The sequence below is a fragment of the Pseudomonas sp. Pseusp21 genome, assembly GCF_059492145.1.
Genome location: NZ_CP168520.1, coordinates 5,717,469 through 5,734,112, shown reverse-complemented (window position 1 = coordinate 5,734,112; position 16,644 = coordinate 5,717,469). Strand labels below are relative to the sequence as shown.

At 61.8% G+C, this 16,644-nt stretch carries 11 protein-coding genes; 9 read left to right on the top strand and 2 right to left on the bottom strand.

Annotated elements, in window-relative coordinates:
* Positions 1-43: 43 nt before the first annotated feature.
* Positions 44-2,314 carry a bifunctional 23S rRNA (guanine(2069)-N(7))-methyltransferase RlmK/23S rRNA (guanine(2445)-N(2))-methyltransferase RlmL gene (gene rlmKL, locus ACEN93_RS26145; protein WP_039770007.1) on the bottom strand — a complete coding sequence of 757 codons (2,271 nt, stop codon included), beginning with the start codon at positions 2,312-2,314 and terminating at the stop codon, positions 44-46.
* 530 nt (positions 2,315-2,844) lie between these two features.
* Here rlmKL and rmf point away from each other — a divergent pair.
* Positions 2,845-3,060, top strand: a complete 216-nt coding sequence (gene rmf / locus ACEN93_RS26140) for a ribosome modulation factor (RefSeq protein ID WP_003223300.1) — start codon at positions 2,845-2,847, stop codon at positions 3,058-3,060.
* Positions 3,061-3,199: 139 nt separating this feature from the next.
* Here the strand turns inward: rmf and ACEN93_RS26135 are convergent, their stop codons facing one another.
* Positions 3,200-4,219, bottom strand: coding sequence for a quinone-dependent dihydroorotate dehydrogenase (locus ACEN93_RS26135; RefSeq protein WP_039770005.1), 1,020 nt, complete (start codon positions 4,217-4,219; stop codon positions 3,200-3,202).
* A 222-nt stretch (positions 4,220-4,441) separates the two neighbouring features.
* On the opposite strand from ACEN93_RS26135, the gene ACEN93_RS26130 reads away from it, so the two are divergent.
* The 8 genes from ACEN93_RS26130 to ACEN93_RS26095 all read left to right on the top strand — a co-directional run bounded on the left by ACEN93_RS26130 (position 4,442) and on the right by ACEN93_RS26095 (position 16,634).
* Positions 4,442-5,653 (top strand): CmpA/NrtA family ABC transporter substrate-binding protein, encoded by a 1,212-nt coding sequence (locus ACEN93_RS26130; protein WP_085667913.1) that lies wholly within the window; start codon positions 4,442-4,444, stop codon positions 5,651-5,653.
* A gap of 15 nt (positions 5,654-5,668) precedes the next feature.
* On the top strand, positions 5,669-6,244 hold the full coding sequence (locus ACEN93_RS26125) for an ANTAR domain-containing response regulator (protein WP_007916390.1): 576 nt from the start codon (positions 5,669-5,671) through the stop codon (positions 6,242-6,244).
* Positions 6,245-6,516: 272 nt separating this feature from the next.
* Positions 6,517-7,668, top strand: a complete 1,152-nt coding sequence (locus ACEN93_RS26120) for an integrase core domain-containing protein (protein WP_495610678.1) — start codon at positions 6,517-6,519, stop codon at positions 7,666-7,668.
* Positions 7,669-7,963: 295 nt separating this feature from the next.
* The gene (locus ACEN93_RS26115; RefSeq protein WP_039770001.1) at positions 7,964-9,175 is read left to right on the top strand and encodes a nitrate/nitrite transporter; all 1,212 of its coding nucleotides are present in this window, start codon (positions 7,964-7,966) and stop codon (positions 9,173-9,175) included.
* Positions 9,176-9,182: 7 nt separating this feature from the next.
* Positions 9,183-10,844 (top strand): bifunctional protein-serine/threonine kinase/phosphatase, encoded by a 1,662-nt coding sequence (locus ACEN93_RS26110; protein ID WP_085666660.1) that lies wholly within the window; start codon positions 9,183-9,185, stop codon positions 10,842-10,844.
* A gap of 308 nt (positions 10,845-11,152) precedes the next feature.
* A complete protein-coding gene (gene nirB / locus ACEN93_RS26105) occupies positions 11,153-13,606 on the top strand; it encodes a nitrite reductase large subunit NirB (RefSeq protein ID WP_045121673.1) in 2,454 nt (817 codons plus the stop codon).
* Complete coding sequence (gene nirD, locus ACEN93_RS26100; RefSeq protein WP_495610677.1) at positions 13,603-13,920, top strand: nitrite reductase small subunit NirD; 318 nt, start codon at positions 13,603-13,605, stop codon at positions 13,918-13,920. The genes nirB and nirD overlap by 4 nt, the downstream gene beginning before the upstream one ends.
* Positions 13,920-16,634, top strand: a complete 2,715-nt coding sequence (locus ACEN93_RS26095; RefSeq protein WP_495610676.1) for a nitrate reductase — start codon at positions 13,920-13,922, stop codon at positions 16,632-16,634. Before nirD ends, ACEN93_RS26095 begins: the two co-directional genes overlap by 1 nt.
* The last annotated feature ends 10 nt before the right edge of the window (positions 16,635-16,644 follow it).

Genomic DNA, 16,644 nt, shown 5'->3' with positions numbered 1-16,644 from the left:
GCCTTTAAAAATCAAGGCTCTGTGGATCCAATGTTGCAGAGTGTCAACGAGCCGTGATTTTCCAGGCGCGGTGGATCTTGCCGTTACGGGCGAAATCCGGGTCGATGGTGCTGGCGGTGATTTCCTCGACCGCGTAACGCTCGGCCAGGGTGTCTTCGAGCTGGAACTTGCGGAAGTTGTTGGAGAAATACAACACCCCGCCGCTGGCCAGACGCGCCATGGCCAGGTCGATCAACTGCACCTGATCTCGCTGCACGTCGAAGATGCCTTCCATGCGCTTGGAGTTGGAGAACGTCGGCGGATCGATGAAGATCAGGTCGTACTCTTCGCGGCAATTTTCCAGCCACGCCATCACATCGCCCTGCTCCAGACGGTTCTTGTCGGAGAAACCGTTGAGCGAAAGGTTGCGGCGCGCCCAGTCGAGGTAGGTTTTCGACAGGTCGACGCTGGTGGTGCTGCGCGCGCCGCCCTTGGCCGCGTGCACGCTGGCGGTCGCGGTGTAGCAGAACAGGTTGAGGAAGCGCTTGCCGGCCGCCTCTTTCTGGATCCGCATGCGCATCGGCCGGTGGTCGAGGAACAGCCCGGTGTCGAGGTAATCGGTGAGGTTGACCAGCAACTTCACGCCGCCTTCGGTCACTTCATTGAACTTGCCTTGGGCAGCCTGACGCTCGTACTGCTTGGTGCCGCTCTGACGCTCGCGGCGCTTGACCACCACGCGGCTCTTGTCGATGTTCAGCGCCTGCGGGATGGCCGCCAGCGCGTCGAACATGCGGATCGAAGCCTTTTCCGGGTCGATCGACTTCGGCGCGGCGTATTCCTGAACGTGCACCCAGTCGTGGTACAGGTCGATGGCCATGGCGTATTCCGGCATGTCCGCATCGTAGACGCGGTAGCAGTCGATGCCTTCGCGCTTGACCCACTTGCTCATGGCCTTGAGGTTCTTCTGCAGGCGGTTGGCAAACATCTGCCCGCCTTCGCTCAGGCGCGGTTGCTCGATCACTGGCGCCGGGGCCGGCGTCGGTTTGATCGGATTGCCGTTCTTGTTGAACTTGCGCTCTTGCGGCTCGTTCGGCGTCTGGTCGTAAGCCGCTTGCTCGCGCTCGGCCTGACGCTGCTCCGGGGTGCGGCGCTCGCCGGTGACGAACTGATCCGGCAGGACCTTGATCAACAGCAGCTTGCACGGCAGCGCGCCGTTCCAGAACGAATACTGTTTGTGGCTGCGAATCCCCATGCGTTTGCCCAGGTCCGGCGCGCCGGTGAACACCGCCGCTTCCCAGTTCAGGCAGGCCTGACGCAGACGCTCGCCGAGGTTCTGGTAGAGGTACAACAGACTGGCTTCATCACCCAGACGCTCGCCGTACGGCGGGTTGCAGATGACCAGACCTTTCTGGTTCTGGTCCGGACGCGGTTCGAACGTCGCCACTTCACCCTGATAGATCTTGATCCACTCGCTCAGGCCGGCGCGTTCGACGTTGTTGCGGCCCGGCTGGATCAGGCGTGGGTCGGCTTCATAACCACGGATCCACAGCGGCGGTTTGGCCAGACCGGCAGCGGCGCGCTCGACGGCTTCTTCATGCAGTTTTTTCCACAGCGCCGGCACGTGGCCCAGCCAGGCGGTAAAGCCCCACTGTTCGCGACGCAGGTTCGGTGCCATGTCGGCGGCGATCATGCCGGCTTCGACCAGGAACGTGCCGACACCGCACATCGGGTCCGCCAGCGCGCCACCTTCGGCGGCGATGCGCGGCCAGCCGGAACGGATCAGGATGGCCGCTGCGAGGTTTTCCTTCAGCGGCGCGGCGCCCTGCTGCAAGCGATAGCCGCGCTGGTGCAGGCTGTGGCCGGAGAGATCGAGGGACAGAATCGCTTCGCCGCGATCCAGACGCAGGTGAATGCGCAGGTCCGGGTTGAGCTTGTCGATGCTTGGACGGTCGCCCTGCGGTGTGCGCAGTTTGTCGACGATGGCGTCCTTGACCTTCAGGGCGCCGAAGTGAGTGTTGTCGATGCCCGAGCCATGACCGCTGAATTCCACGGCCAGGGTGCCGTCGGCCAGCATGTGGTCCTGCCAGTCGACGTCGAGTACGCCGTGGTACAGGTCTTCGGCGTTTTTCATCGGGAAGCGCTTGAGCACCAGCAGCACCCGGTTGGCCAGACGCGACCAGAGGCACAGGCGATAAGCGGTTTCCATGGTCGCCATGCCACGCACGGCGGAGGTGTGTTCGCGGGCCTCTTCAAGGCCAAGCCCGACGGCTTCCTCGATGAGCAGGCCTTCAAGGCCTTTGGGGCAAGTGAGGAAGAGTTCGAAACGGTCGGACATGGTTTTTCCAGAGCCTTTGGCTGATGAACCGGCAACGCATTGCCGGTCCGGTTTTCAATCAGGCGCTTTTCTACAAGAGCGCCCGCGTGGCACGAAGGTGTGCCGTTCCATCCCCGCTGCTCGGGTTAAAAGAGCTTAGATGCCGGGACAGATAAAAAAGTTGAAGCAACAAAATGACTCAAAGCAACCCTTCGTCGAATAGTAGCCCAGCGTAAACGTGGGTCATTCTCACTAAAGAATTAACCTCATCATCCAGCGCGGGGCCGATCATACCGGGGTTTGGCCAATAAACGCTGGATAAATACGCGGTTACTTATGGCCATAGCATCTTTTTCGTTACGTCCTTATGACAAAACGGTCATTCCATCGATGTGACTCATTGGTTAGAACTGGACACAGGTTGACGTCGCAACGGCGTCAACACCTTGGCTCGCCACGCCGGCAGCGAGCCGCCAACGGCAGAGTTTTTCTGCCAGACCTCAATTGAGGTCGACGCGACAAAAACAGTCAACAAGTGAGGGAAACACCCTATGAGAAGACTTAAGCGTGATCCGTTGGAAAGAGCATTTTTGCGCGGATATCAATATGGCGTTGGTGGTAAATCCCGTGAGCTTTGCCCATTTACTCTACCGTCGGTACGTCAAGCCTGGATCAACGGCTGGCGAGAAGGACGCGGCGACAACTGGGACGGTATGACCGGCACTGCGGGAATCCACAGACTCAACGAACTTCACGCCGTCGGCTGACACAGGGCACTTATTCCGACACGACAATCTGATTTCGTAACAACCTGATCACCATGCACGTCCTTCCCGGACGGCGGGCTACGGCCCAGGGGCTCCTTCGAGGAGCCCTTTTTTATGCCTGCCTTTTTATGCCGGCCAATCAGCGTTTGGCGGCGATCGCGTCCACGGATTCGCGGATCAGCGCCGGGCCCTTATAGATGAAGCCGGAGTAGATTTGCACCAGGCTCGCGCCAGCCGCGATCTTCTCGGCCGCATGTTTGCCTTCGGTGATGCCGCCCGCCGCGATGATCGGCAGCTTGCCGCCCAGCTCGGACGCCAGCACTTTCACGGTGTGTGTGCTCTTCTCACGCACCGGCGCGCCGGACAGACCGCCCGCCTCGTCACCGTGTTCCATGCCTTCGACGCCCACGCGGCTGAGGGTGGTGTTGGTGGCAATCACCGCGTCCATCCCCGTTTCGATCAGCGCCTGGGCGACTTGCGCGGTTTCTTCGTCGGTCATGTCCGGCGCGATCTTGATCGCCAGCGGTACATGTTTGCCGTGGCGCAGGGCCAGTTCGGCGCGGCGCGTGGCCAGATCCGCCAGCAATTGCTTGAGCGAGTCGCCGAATTGCAGGCTGCGCAGGCCCGGGGTGTTCGGCGAGCTGACGTTGACCGTGACGTAACTGGCGTGGGCGTAAACCTTGTCCAGGCAGATCAGGTAGTCGTCTACTGCGCGCTCGACCGGGGTGTCGAAGTTCTTGCCGATGTTGATCCCCAGCACGCCTTTGTATTTGGCCGCCGCCACCCGCGCCAGCAGGTTATCCACACCGAGGTTGTTGAAACCCATGCGGTTGATGATCGCCTCGGCTTCCGGCAGGCGGAAAATTCGTGGTTTCGGGTTGCCCGGCTGCGGACGCGGGGTCACGGTGCCGATTTCGACAAACCCGAAACCCAGCTGGGCGAAGCCATCGATGGCCGCGCCGTTCTTGTCCAGACCGGCCGCCAGACCCACAGGGTTCGGGAACGTCAGGCCCATGACATTCACCGGCAGCGACGCCGGCGCCTTGCACAGCAAGCCGTTTAGGCCCAAACGCCCGCCCGCGCCGATCAGATCCAGCGACAGATCGTGGGAGGTTTCCGGGGAAAGTTTGAACAACAGCTGACGGGCCAGGGTGTACATGGGCGGCTATGACTCGGGCGGCGAAAAGAGGCCGCGATTATAGCCGGGCATCGTCCCGCCGCGCGAGGCGCACGGGTAAATCCGTGCGCATGGCATATGCCTTGCACCCTCCTCGGCATCAGCCCTCAGGCCAATGGTGGCGTGCAGGCAAAGACAATGGCGTCGTCTCTCGGTTTTGCGCGGGCAAAGCCTGGGACGACGTTTTTTTTGAGGGTAGCTTTCATGACTCAAACCTCCGCCGGGCCGCTGGCCTGGGTCAACGGCAGCGATGCCCCGGAAAAAAGCGCGATCAACCTGGGTTTCATGGCCCTGAGCGACTGCGCCTCGCTGGTGGTCGCCGCCACTCAGGGCTTTGCCCAGCCTTACGGCCTGACCCTGAACCTCAAGCGCCAGAGTTCCTGGGCCAACCTGCGGGACAATCTGGTCAGCGGCGAACTCGATGCCGCCCACAGCCTTTACGGCCTGATCTACGCGGTGCATCTGGGCATCGGCGGCGTCGCGTCAACCGACATGGCGGTGTTGATGGGTCTGAACCAGAACGGCCAGAGCCTCAACCTGTCCCACGGTTTGCAGGGCCTGGGCGTGACCGGTCCTGAAGCGCTGCACCATCATGTGCACCAAACCCGCGCAAAACTGACCTTCGCCCAGACCTTCCCGACCGGCACCCATGCCATGTGGCTTTATTACTGGCTGGCGAGCCAGGGCATTCATCCGTTGCAGGATGTCGACAGCGTGGTGGTGCCGCCGCCGCAAATGGTCGCGCACTTGCAGGCCGGACGCATCGATGGTCTCTGCGTTGGCGAGCCGTGGGCGGCCAGCGCCGTGCAGCAGAATCTAGGCTTCACCCTGGCCACCAGCCAGACCATCTGGCCCGATCACCCGGAAAAAGTCCTCGGCTGCACCCGCGCCTTCGTCGAGCAATACCCCAACACCGCGCGCGCGCTGGTGATGGCGATCCTCGAGGCCAGCCGTTTCATCGAAGAGAGCCCGGAAAACCGCCGCAGCACCGCGCAACTTCTCAGCGCCGCCGAGTACCTCGACGCCCCGGCCTCCTGCATCGAACCGCGCTTTCTCGGCGACTACGACGATGGCCTCGGCAATCGCTGGCAAGACCCGCACGCCCTGCGCTTTCACGGCGATGGCGCGGTGAACCTGCCGTACCTGTCGGACGGCATGTGGTTCATGACTCAGTTCCGCCGTTGGGGTTTGCTGCGCGATGACCCGGACTACCTCGCCGTCGCCCGGCAGGTGCAGCAACTGGAGATCTATCGCGACGCGGCGACTGCTGTGGGCGTCGCAGCCTGGGGCAAGGACATGCGCAGCAGCCAGTTGATCGACGGCAAAATCTGGGACGGCAGCGACCCGGCCGCCTACGCCCGGAGCTTCAAGCTCCACGCGCTGAGCGACAGCGCGCCACTTCTTGCCCGCCGCTGACAGGAGACCGCGAACATGCTGCGCATTCTGCTGATCAATGACACCGCGAAAAAAGTCGGGCGCCTGAAAGCCGCGTTGACCGAGGCCGGTTTCGAAGTGATCGACGAGTCGGGCCTGACCATCGACCTGCCGGCGCGCGTCGAAACGGTGCGTCCGGACGTGATCCTGATCGATACCGAGTCACCGAGCCGCGATGTGATGGAACAAGTGGTGCTGGTCAGCCGCGACCAGCCACGGCCGATCGTGATGTTCACCGACGAGCATGACCCCGGCGTGATGCGTCAGGCGATCAAGTCCGGGGTCAGTGCCTACATCGTCGAAGGCATTCACGCACAACGCCTGCAGCCGATTCTCGACGTGGCCATGGCCCGCTTCGAAAGCGATCAGGCCTTGCGCGCCCAGCTACAGGCCCGCGACCAGCAACTGGCCGAGCGCAAGCGCATCGAACTGGCCAAGGGCCTGTTGATGAAAATGAAGGACTGCAACGAAGAAGAGGCCTACACCCTGATGCGCCGCCAGGCCATGAGCCGCCAGCAGAAACTCATTCAGGTGGCGGAGCAGATCATTGCCATGAGCGAGTTGCTTGGCTGAAAAGCCCCTCACCCTAACCCTCCCGAAACGTCGGACCGCCCGGAGGGAGAGGGAACTGATCGGGGAATATTCGAGAGATACGCTGACGTGAATGATCGGCTTTGAATCCATAATCGACTGGCTTTTTCAGGTCGATGTATGACGCAAGACACTGCGGTCGGTCCCTCTCCCTCCGGGAGAGGGTTAGGGTGGGTAAAGACCGGGTACATCCTTTACGTTTGAGACCGGGGACATGGTTTACAGGTATCAATCATGGTCAGGAGGTGCTGACCATGCCCTGGAATCAAGAGTCCCCGATGGATCAACGAGTGAAATTAGTCAGTGACTGGCTCAGTGGCAGCTACACCAAGAGCCAATTGAGCCGGCGTTATGGGGTCAGCCGGCCAACCGTCGATAAATGGCTGGATCCGTATGCAGCGCTCGGTGTGGATGGCTTGAAAGAGCAATCCCGCAAGCCTTTGAACTGCCCTCATCAAACCCCGGATGAAATCATTGCCACATTGCTGACCAAGAAAAACGAGCATCCGGATCGAGGTCCCAAACAGATCATTGATCGCCTGCGAAAGTCCGATCCACAGATCCCATGGCCGGCCGCGAGCACTGCCGGTGAGTGGTTGAAGAAGGCTGGCTTGGTCATTGCGCGGCGCCCTTATCCTTTGCGCCCGCGTGCTCCGACGCATTTACGCCCGGCCGATGAACCCAACCAGACCTGGTGTGCCGACTTCAAAGGGCAGTTCAGGATGCAGGACGGCAATTGGTGCTATCCGCTGACCATTACCGATCAGATGAGCCGCTATCTGCTGCTCTGCCGGGCGCTGCCCGGCACGCACAGCGAGCCGACGCGACAGGGGTTCGAATGGGCTTTCCGGGAGTTTGGATTGCCGGACGTAATCCGCACAGATAACGGGGCGCCTTTCGCATCGACCGGTTTGGCGCGGCTGTCGAAGCTGTCCGTCTGGTTCATCAGGCATGGCATCCATATCGAGACAATCACACCAGGGCGTCCTGACCAGAACGGTCGACACGAACGGATGCACCGCACCCTCAAAGCAGCGGTACTGCGAACACCTGCGGAAAATCTCGTACGCCAGCAGTTGGCCTTTGAAGAGTTCGTTCAGGACTTCAACCATGATCGACCACACACCGCACTGGGCATGAAACCGCCGGCTTCCGTATACAGACCTTCGTTGCGCCCGTATCCGGGCTACTTGCCCGCGGTCGAATATGGCCCTGAGGTTGAGGTACGCAAGGTTCGCTCGAACGGCGAGTTCAAGTGGAAGGGGCAACGAATGTTTTTGGGCGAGGCGCTGATCGGCGAGGACATCGCGCTGAAGGAAGTGGCTGATGACGTGTGGGAGCTGTACCTTTGCAACTTCTGTTTAGGCAGGCTTGAGCGCGGTGCCAACCGCGTATCAAGCCTGTAAAAGGTGTAAACGATGTCCCCGGTCTAATGTGTAAAGGATGTACCGGTCTCTACAGTGAGGGGCTTTTGATTTTGACTTGGCACAAATCTCGCTATGTAATCCCTACAGGTAACCAACGGCGGTTGCCCCACCTACGACAAAGACGTCGCTCACCCTCTTCGCCCCTTTTGGCGATCCGGGTAGCGGCGTTTTTGCGTTTTGGCCCCACAGCCCGGGGCCGGTGGTGCGGCCGTGGCGGCGCTCCACTTGCTGGCTTGTGACTCCTTCTCGAGATTCTTAACAGCTGAGGTGCGCGATGAATAAAAGCTTCTGGAAATCCGGCCACACCCCGACCCTGTTCGCAGCCTTCCTGTATTTCGACCTGAGCTTCATGGTCTGGTACCTGCTCGGCCCGCTGGCGGTGCAGATTGCTGGCGACCTGCACCTGACCACTCAACAGCGCGGCCTCGTGGTGGCCACGCCGATTCTGGCCGGCGCGGTGCTGCGCTTTGCGATGGGCATGCTTGCCGATCGCCTGTCACCCAAGACTGCCGGGCTGATCGGCCAGGTGATCGTGATCTGCGCATTGTTCGGTGCCTGGAAACTCGGCATCCACAGTTACGAACAGGCTCTGCTGCTCGGCCTGTTCCTCGGCATGGCCGGCGCCTCATTCGCCGTCGCCCTGCCGCTGGCCTCGCAGTGGTATCCGCCGGAGCATCAGGGCAAGGCGATGGGCATCGCCGGGGCCGGCAATTCCGGGACCGTGTTCGCCGCGCTGATCGCCCCGGTGCTGGCGGCGGCGTTTGGCTGGAGCAATGTGTTCGGGTTCGCCCTGATTCCGCTGATCCTGACCCTTGTGCTGTTTGCCTGGCTGGCGAAAAACGCGCCGGAGCGACCAAAAGCCAAATCCATGGCCGACTACTTCAAGGCCCTGGGCGACCGTGACAGCTGGTGGTTCATGTTTTTCTACAGCGTCACCTTCGGCGGCTTCATCGGTCTGGCCAGCGCCCTGCCCGGCTACTTCAACGATCAATACGGTCTGAGCCCGGTGACCGCCGGTTACTACACCGCCGCCTGCGTGTTCGGCGGCAGCCTGATGCGTCCGCTGGGTGGCGCGCTGGCGGACCGGTTCGGCGGGATTCGCACCCTGCTGGCGATGTACACAGTGGCCGTAGTCTGCATCGCGGCGGTCGGCTTCAACCTGCCGAGTTCCTACGCGGCGCTGGCACTTTTCGTCTGCACCATGCTTGGTCTCGGCGCGGGTAATGGCGCGGTATTCCAACTGGTGCCACAGCGCTTTCGGCGTGAAATCGGCGTGATGACCGGGCTGATCGGCATGGCCGGCGGCATCGGCGGCTTTGCCCTGGCGGCAGGCATGGGCGCGATCAAACAGAGCACCGGCAGCTATCAACTGGCGCTGTGGTTGTTCGCCAGCCTTGGCGTGCTGGCGTGGTTCGGCCTGCACGGGGTCAAACGTCGCTGGAGAACCACTTGGGGTTCGGCGGCCGTGACCGCTGCACGGGTCTGAAGCCCGAATGGCTCTGCAACTGAGCTTTGCCGAAGCCAGCGCCACCGGCCCCCGCGCGGAAAACCAGGACGCCTTGCGCCTGGTCACGCCGGCTCCGGCGCTGGCGGCCAGCAAAGGGTTTCTGTTCGCCATCGCCGACGGCGTCAGCCAGTGCGCCGATGGCGGGCTGGCCGCGCGTTCGACCTTGCAGGCGCTGGCGCTGGACTACTACGCCACCCCGGAAACCTGGAGCGTGGCCCAGGCCCTCGATCGTCTGCTGCTCGCACAAAACCGCTGGTTGCAGGCCAATGGTGGCGGTCAGCCGCTGCTCACCACGGTCAGTGCGCTGGTCCTGCGCGGCCGGCGGTTTACCCTGGCCCACGTAGGCGATTGCCGGGTCTATCGCTGGCACGCCGAGACCTTGCAACGGATCACCGAAGACCACGTCTGGGATCAACCGGGCATGCAGCATGTGCTCAAGCGGGCATTGGGACTGGATCAGCATCTGGTGCTGGACTTTCTCGATGGCGAACTGCGTGACGGCGAATGTTTCGTGCTGCTCAGTGATGGCGTGTGGGCCGCGCTTGGCGATAGCGCCATCGCCGGGATTCTGCGCGATCAACCGGATCTGCACAGTGCCGCGCAAACCTTGGTCAATGCCGCGCATCTGGCCGGCAGTCAGGACAATGCCAGTGCGCTGTTGGTGCGGGTGGATGCTGTTGGCGAGGCCAGCATCGGCGATGCGCTGATTCATTTGCAGCAGTGGCCGCTGCCCCCGCCGCTGAAACCGGGTCAGGTCTTTGAAGGCTGGCGGGTTCAAGAGGTTATAAGCCGGAGCCAGCAATCGTTGTTGTATCGCGTGCTCGATGGTCAGGGCCAGGCGTGGCTGTTGAAGACGTTGCCTGCACAACTGGCAGACGATGCCCAGGCCTTGCTGGCGGAGGAATGGTTTCTCAAACGCGTCGCCGGGCGGCATTTCCCTGAAGTCCATAGCGCCGGTCAGCGTCAGCATTTGTACTACGTGATGCGTGAATATTCGGGAACCACCCTGGCGCAGTTGTTCGAACAAAGCGGCCCGCTGCCACTGGCCCAGTGGCAGGGTTTGGCCGAGCGCCTGCTGCGGGCCGTCGGCCTGCTGCATCGACGGCAGATCCTGCACCGCGACATCAAACCGGAGAACCTGCACCTGGGGGACGACGGCGAGTTGCGCCTGCTGGATTTCGGCTTGGCGTATTGCCCCGGTCTGTCGCAGGACGCACCGTCGACCTTGCCCGGAACCCCGAGCTACATCGCACCGGAAGCCTTTCAAGGCGCAGCACCCGGCGCACAACAGGATCTGTATGCGGTGGGCGTGACTCTGTATTTCTTGCTCACCGGGCATTTTCCCTACGGCGAGATCGAAGCGTTCCAGCGCCCGCGTTTCGGGGTGCCAGTGAGTGCCGGTCGCTATCGCCCGGATCTGCCGGAGTGGCTGGCGCAGTGTCTGGAGCGCGGTGTGGCAGCTGATCCTTTGCAACGTTATGAAACCGCCGAGGAATGGCTGCTGACGCTGGAACAAGGTGAGCGCCGCAGCCTGAATGTACGCCCTCGCCCCTTGCTGGAACGGGAGCCGCTGAAGGTCTGGCGGACACTGGCGTTACTGGCACTGCTGGGCAATCTGGTCCTGCTGTTTCTGTTGTTTCATGGCTGATGCGGCGCTCCATTAACGAGCGTACTGCTTCCATTCAGTGCAAAAACCACAACGAAAATCTGGCCAATTCCAGCGTTACCCAGTGAATTCGCGGCCCGCCGCGACTTGGCACAACCACTGCATTAACGTTTTCAACTGACATACAGCCCGACCTTCAACGACGAAGGCCAGGCTTCCCGAGAGAACGGGACAAGGACAAAGGCGTCCTCGCTAGGTAACTGGCGGGACGCCTTTTTTGTTTGCGCCATTTTTGTCGAGCAAGGCCTGACTGCCCACAAGAGGCAAGCCCGATGCTCCCGGAGAACCTGATGAAAAAACTCAAACTGGTGATGATCGGCAATGGCATGGCCGGGGTCCGCACCCTGGAAGAACTGCTCAAGCTGAGCAACGAGCTGTACGACATCACGGTCTTCGGCGCCGAACCGCACACCAACTACAACCGCATCCTGCTGTCGCCGGTATTGGCCGGCGAGCAGACCTTCGAAGAGATCGTGCTCAACGACCTCGACTGGTACCTGGAAAACAACATCAAGTTACTGCTCAACCGCAAAGTGGTAGAGATCGACCGGGTCAAACGCCGGGTGATCGCCGAAGACGGCACCGAGGCCGAATACGATCGCCTGCTGATCGCCACCGGCTCGACCCCGTTCATCCTGCCGATCCCCGGCAACACCTTGCAGGGCGTGATCGGTTACCGCGACATCGCCGACACCCAGGCGATGATCGACACCGCAAAAACCCACAAGCACGCCGTGGTGATCGGCGGCGGCCTGCTCGGCCTCGAAGCCGCCAACGGCCTGATGCTGCGCGGCATGCACGTCACCGTGGTGCACCTCGGTGAATGGCTGCTGGAGCGGCAACTGGACAAGACCAGCGGCCAGCTCCTGCAAACCGCCCTCGAATCCCGTGGCCTGCACTTTCGCCTGTGCGAACAGACCCAGGCCCTGCACGACGCCGGCAATGGTCGGGTCGGCTCGGTGCAATTCAAGAACGGCGACATCATTCCTGCCGATCTGGTGGTCATGGCCGCCGGCATCCGCCCCAACACCGAACTCGCGGAAAAGGCCGGCATCCCGTGCAATCGCGGGATTCTGGTCAACGACACCCTGCAAACCTACGACCCGCGCATCTATGCCATCGGCGAATGCGCCAGCCATCGCGGCATTGCCTACGGCCTGGTGGCGCCGTTGTTCGAACAGGCCAAAGTCTGCGCCAACCACCTGGCCCAACTGGGCTTCGCCCGTTATCAGGGCTCGGTGACGTCGACCAAACTGAAGGTCACCGGCATCGACCTGTTCTCCGCCGGTGACTTCATGGGTGGCGAAGGCACCGAGACCATCACCCTCTCCGACCCGATCGGCGGGGTGTACAAAAAACTGGTGATCAAGGATGACGTGCTGGTCGGCGCCTGTCTGTACGGCGATACGGCAGATGGCGGTTGGTATTTCCGGCAGATTCGTGAGAATCACGCCATCGGCGAGATCCGCGATCACTTGATGTTTGGTGAAAACGCCCTCGGTGACGTAGGACATCAGGGCCAGGACAAAGCCATGAGCATGGCCGACAACGCTGAAGTCTGCGGCTGCAATGGCGTGTGCAAGGGCACCATCGTCAAGGCGATTCAGGAACACGGGCTGTTCAGCGTCGACGAAGTGAAGAAACACACCAAGGCCGCTAGCTCCTGCGGCTCCTGCGCCGGACTGGTCGAGCAGATCCTGATCAACACCGTTGGCGGTGCAGCCGACGTCAAACCGAAAAGCGAAAAAGCCATCTGCGGTTGCAGCGACCTCAACCATGGCCAGATCCGCCAGGCGATTCGCGAACAGCATCTGCTGACCATCGCCGGCACCATGAGCTACCTCAACTGGCGCACCCCGAACGGCTGCGCTACCTGCCGCCCGGCCCTAAACTACTACCTGATTTCCACTTGGCCCGGCGAGGCCAAGGACGATCCGCAGTCGCGCCTGATCAACGAGCGGGCCCACGCCAACATCCAGAAGGACGGCACTTATTCGGTGGTGCCACGGATGTGGGGCGGCGTGACCAACCCGTCGGAACTGCGGCGGATCGCCGACGTGGCGGACAAATATCAGGTGCCAATGGTCAAGGTCACCGGCGGCCAGCGCATCGACTTGCTGGGGATCAAAAAACAGGACTTGCCCGGTGTGTGGAAGGACCTCGACATGCCGTCCGGCCACGCCTACGGCAAATCGATCCGCACCGTGAAAACCTGCGTCGGCAGCGAGTTCTGCCGCTTCGGCACGCAGAACTCGACTCAGTTGGGCATCGACCTCGAACACGACCTGTTCAACATGTGGTCGCCGCACAAAGTGAAACTGGCGGTCTCCGGATGCCCACGCAACTGCTCGGAAGCGGGGATCAAGGACGTAGGCATCATCGGCGTCGATTCCGGCTGGGAGATGTACATCGGTGGCAACGGCGGGATCAAGACCGAAGTCGCCGAGTTCTTCGTCAAGCTCAAGACCGCCGAGGAAGTGCGCGAATACAACGGCGCGTTCCTGCAGCTGTACCGCGAGGAAGCCTTCTACCTCGAACGCACCGTGCATTACCTGCAACGGGTCGGCATGGAGCACATCAAGAAAGCCGTGCTGGAAGATCCCGAGCGTCGCAAGGCCCTGAACGAGCGCCTGCAATTCTCCCTGTCGTTCGAACAGGATCCGTGGAAAGAGCGCCTCGCCCAGCCGCAACTGAAGAAAGAATTCGACGTGATCCCCGTGAAAAACCTGGAGGTGCCGGCATGAACTGGCTCGATATCTGTGCCCTGGAAGAGATCAACGCCCTCGGTTCGCGGATCATCGCCGGGCGCAAAGGTGACATCGCGATCTTTCGCACAAGCGACGACGAAGTTTTCGCACTCGATGACCGCTGCCCGCACAAGGGCGGCCCCTTGTCCCAAGGATTGATTTACGGCAAGCGTGTCGCCTGCCCGCTGCACAACTGGCAGATCGACCTGAAGTCCGGCGAAGCCCAGGCCCCGGACGTCGGCTGCGCGCACCATCACCCGGCCCGAGTGGAAAACGGCCGCGTGCAACTGGCCCTGCGGGACGCCGTCTGATGAACCGCCAGACGACCGCCTCGACCTGCTGTTATTGCGGGGTCGGCTGCGGCGTGCTGATCGAGCATGACGGCGAGCGCATCCTCGGCGTCAGCGGTGATCCTGCGCATCCGGCCAACTTCGGCAAACTGTGCAGCAAAGGCTCGACCCTGCACCTGACCGGCGACTTGGCGGCGCGGGCGTTGTACCCGGAACTGCGCCTGGGCAAAGGCCTGGCGCGCAGTCGTTGCGACTGGGACACCGCGCTGGATCACGCCACCAACGTGTTCGCCGACACCATCGCCGAACACGGCCCGGACAGCGTGGCGTTCTATATCTCCGGGCAGTTGCTGACCGAGGATTACTACGCCTTCAACAAACTGGCGCGGGCGCTGGTCGGCACCAACAACATCGACAGCAACTCACGGCTGTGCATGTCTTCGGCGGTGGTCGGCTACAAGCGCAGCCTCGGCGCCGACGCACCACCGTGCAGCTATGAAGACCTGGAGTTGAGCGATTGCGTGGTGATCGTCGGCAGTAACATGGCCTACGCCCATCCGGTACTTTTTCGCCGTCTCGAAGAAGCCAAATCCCGCCGCCCGCAGATGAAAGTCGTCGTCATTGATCCACGGCGCACCGACACCTGCGATCTGGCCGACCTGCATCTGGCGATTCTGCCGGGCACCGATGTCGCGCTGTTCCATGGGATTTTGCATCTGCTGTTGTGGGAAGACTGGATCGACCGCGACTTCATCAAAGCCCACACCGAAGGCCTCGCCGAGCTGAAAAGCCTGGTGCGTGATTACACGTCGGCGATGGTGTCGCAGCTGTGCGGGATCAGCGTCGAGCAGTTGCAGCAATGCGCCGAATGGATCGGTACATCACCAAGCTTTCTGTCGCTGTGGTGCATGGGCCTGAACCAGTCCACCGCCGGTAGCGCAAAGAACAGCGCGCTGATCAATCTGCACCTGGCCACCGGGCAAATCGGCCGGCCGGGTGCAGGACCTTTCTCCCTGACCGGTCAGCCAAACGCCATGGGCGGACGGGAAACCGGCAGCCTTTCCAATCTGTTGCCCGGTCACCGTGAAGTCGCCAATCCAGAGCACCGCGCAGAAGTCGCGGCGTATTGGGGTGTGGATAAGCTGCCGGAAAATACCGGTCTCAGTGCCATCGAACTGTTTGAACAGGTGCGCAGCGGCAAGATCAAGGCGTTGTGGATTGCCTGCACCAACCCCGCGCAATCGATGCCGGACCAGAACGCCGTGCGTGCAGCGCTGGAGGCTTGTCCGTTCGTGGTTTTGCAGGAGGCGTTTCGCACCACCGAAACCGCGGCGTTTGCCGATCTGCTGTTGCCGGCGGCCAGTTGGGGCGAGAAGGAAGGCTCGGTGACCAACTCCGAGCGGCGGATTTCCCACGTCCGCCAAGCCATTGCCGCACCGGGTGAAGCGCGACCGGACTGGGCGATTACCGTTGATTTCGCACAACGCCTGGAGAAACGTCTGCGCCCGCAACAGCCGGGGCTGTTTGCGTTCGAGCATCCGGTGCAGTTGTTTGACGAGTACAAACAACTGACCCAAGGGCGCGATCTGGATTTGTCCGGGATCAGCCATCGGTTGATTGATGAACTGGGGCCACAGCAATGGCCCTTTCCCGCTGGTGCCCGCCAAGGTACAGCCCGGCTGTATGGCGACGGGATCTTTCCTACAGCGAATGGGCGCGCGCAGTTTGTTGCCGATCCCTATCGCGCCGCCAAGGAACAACGCGATGCGCGCTTTCCCCTGACCCTGATCACCGGCCGCCTGCGTGATCAATGGCACGGTATGAGCCGCACCGGCACGGCGGCGCAGTTATTCGGTCATGTCAGCGAAGCAGTGTTGAGTCTGCACCCGGAGGAGTTGCGCCGGCACCGTTTGCAGCCGGGGGAGCTGGTGAATCTGAAAAGTCGTCGGGGCGCGGTGATCGTGGCGGTCGCCAGTGATGACAGTGTGCGTCCGGGCCAGGCGTTCCTGCCGATGCACTGGGGTGATCGCTTCCTCAAGGGTGGCGTGAACAGCCTGACCCTGCCCGCCTTCGATCCTTTGTCGAAACAGCCGGAACTCAAGCATAGCGGCGTGCGGCTGGAGCCGGTGGATTTGCCATGGCAACTGTTCGCACTGATCGAGGGCGATGTTCAACGGCATTTCGAGGCGCTTCGACCGCTCTGCGAGGCGTTTTCCTACGCAAGTCTCAGCCTTGTCGGACGTGAACGGCCTGCGCTGCTGATACGCGCAGCCAGCGTCGTGGCGCCAGAACCGCAATTGCTGCGTGAAATCGACCAGTGCCTGGCTCTGATCGAGGGGCCGGTACTGGCTTATGACGATCCTCGCCGCGCCATTGGCAAACGGGTACGCATCGAAAACGGACGAATCACCGCGATCCGTCTTGCGGGTGAAACCCTCGCTCAGCACTGGTTGCAAGGCCTGTGGCTGGAGGGTCGTGCCGACGAACAACTGCGGCGCTGGCTGCTGGCACCGATGAGTGCACCGCCGGGCAATGCCGGCGCGCAGGTTGTGGCGGACAAAACCCTGTGCAACTGCAAGAACGTCAGCCACAGCGCGGTCTGCACCGGTATTCGTGAAGGGCTGGATCTGCAGGGTTTGAAAAATACATTGGGGTGCGGCACGCAATGCGGCTCCTGCGTCCCGGAAATCAAGCGTTTGCTGGCCGCCGAAGTGCGTCCGGTCGCCGTCATCTGAAGAGGAAAAC

Excerpts from the sequence above, each read along its gene's own strand:
- ACEN93_RS26115 (WP_039770001.1), top strand. The coding sequence starts at position 7,964 with ATGAATAAAAGCTTCTGGAAATCCGGCCACACCCCGACCCTGTTCGCA.
- ACEN93_RS26120 (WP_495610678.1), top strand. The coding sequence starts at position 6,517 with ATGCCCTGGAATCAAGAGTCCCCGATGGATCAACGAGTGAAATTAGTC.
- ACEN93_RS26130 (WP_085667913.1), top strand. The coding sequence starts at position 4,442 with ATGACTCAAACCTCCGCCGGGCCGCTGGCCTGGGTCAACGGCAGCGAT.
- ACEN93_RS26110 (WP_085666660.1), top strand. The coding sequence starts at position 9,183 with ATGGCTCTGCAACTGAGCTTTGCCGAAGCCAGCGCCACCGGCCCCCGC.
- rmf (WP_003223300.1), top strand. The coding sequence starts at position 2,845 with ATGAGAAGACTTAAGCGTGATCCGTTGGAAAGAGCATTTTTGCGCGGA.
- ACEN93_RS26135 (WP_039770005.1), bottom strand. The coding sequence starts at position 4,219 with ATGTACACCCTGGCCCGTCAGCTGTTGTTCAAACTTTCCCCGGAAACC.
- ACEN93_RS26125 (WP_007916390.1), top strand. The coding sequence starts at position 5,669 with ATGCTGCGCATTCTGCTGATCAATGACACCGCGAAAAAAGTCGGGCGC.
- rlmKL (WP_039770007.1), bottom strand. The coding sequence starts at position 2,314 with ATGTCCGACCGTTTCGAACTCTTCCTCACTTGCCCCAAAGGCCTTGAA.
- ACEN93_RS26095 (WP_495610676.1), top strand. The coding sequence starts at position 13,920 with ATGAACCGCCAGACGACCGCCTCGACCTGCTGTTATTGCGGGGTCGGC.
- nirD (WP_495610677.1), top strand. The coding sequence starts at position 13,603 with ATGAACTGGCTCGATATCTGTGCCCTGGAAGAGATCAACGCCCTCGGT.
- nirB (WP_045121673.1), top strand. The coding sequence starts at position 11,153 with ATGAAAAAACTCAAACTGGTGATGATCGGCAATGGCATGGCCGGGGTC.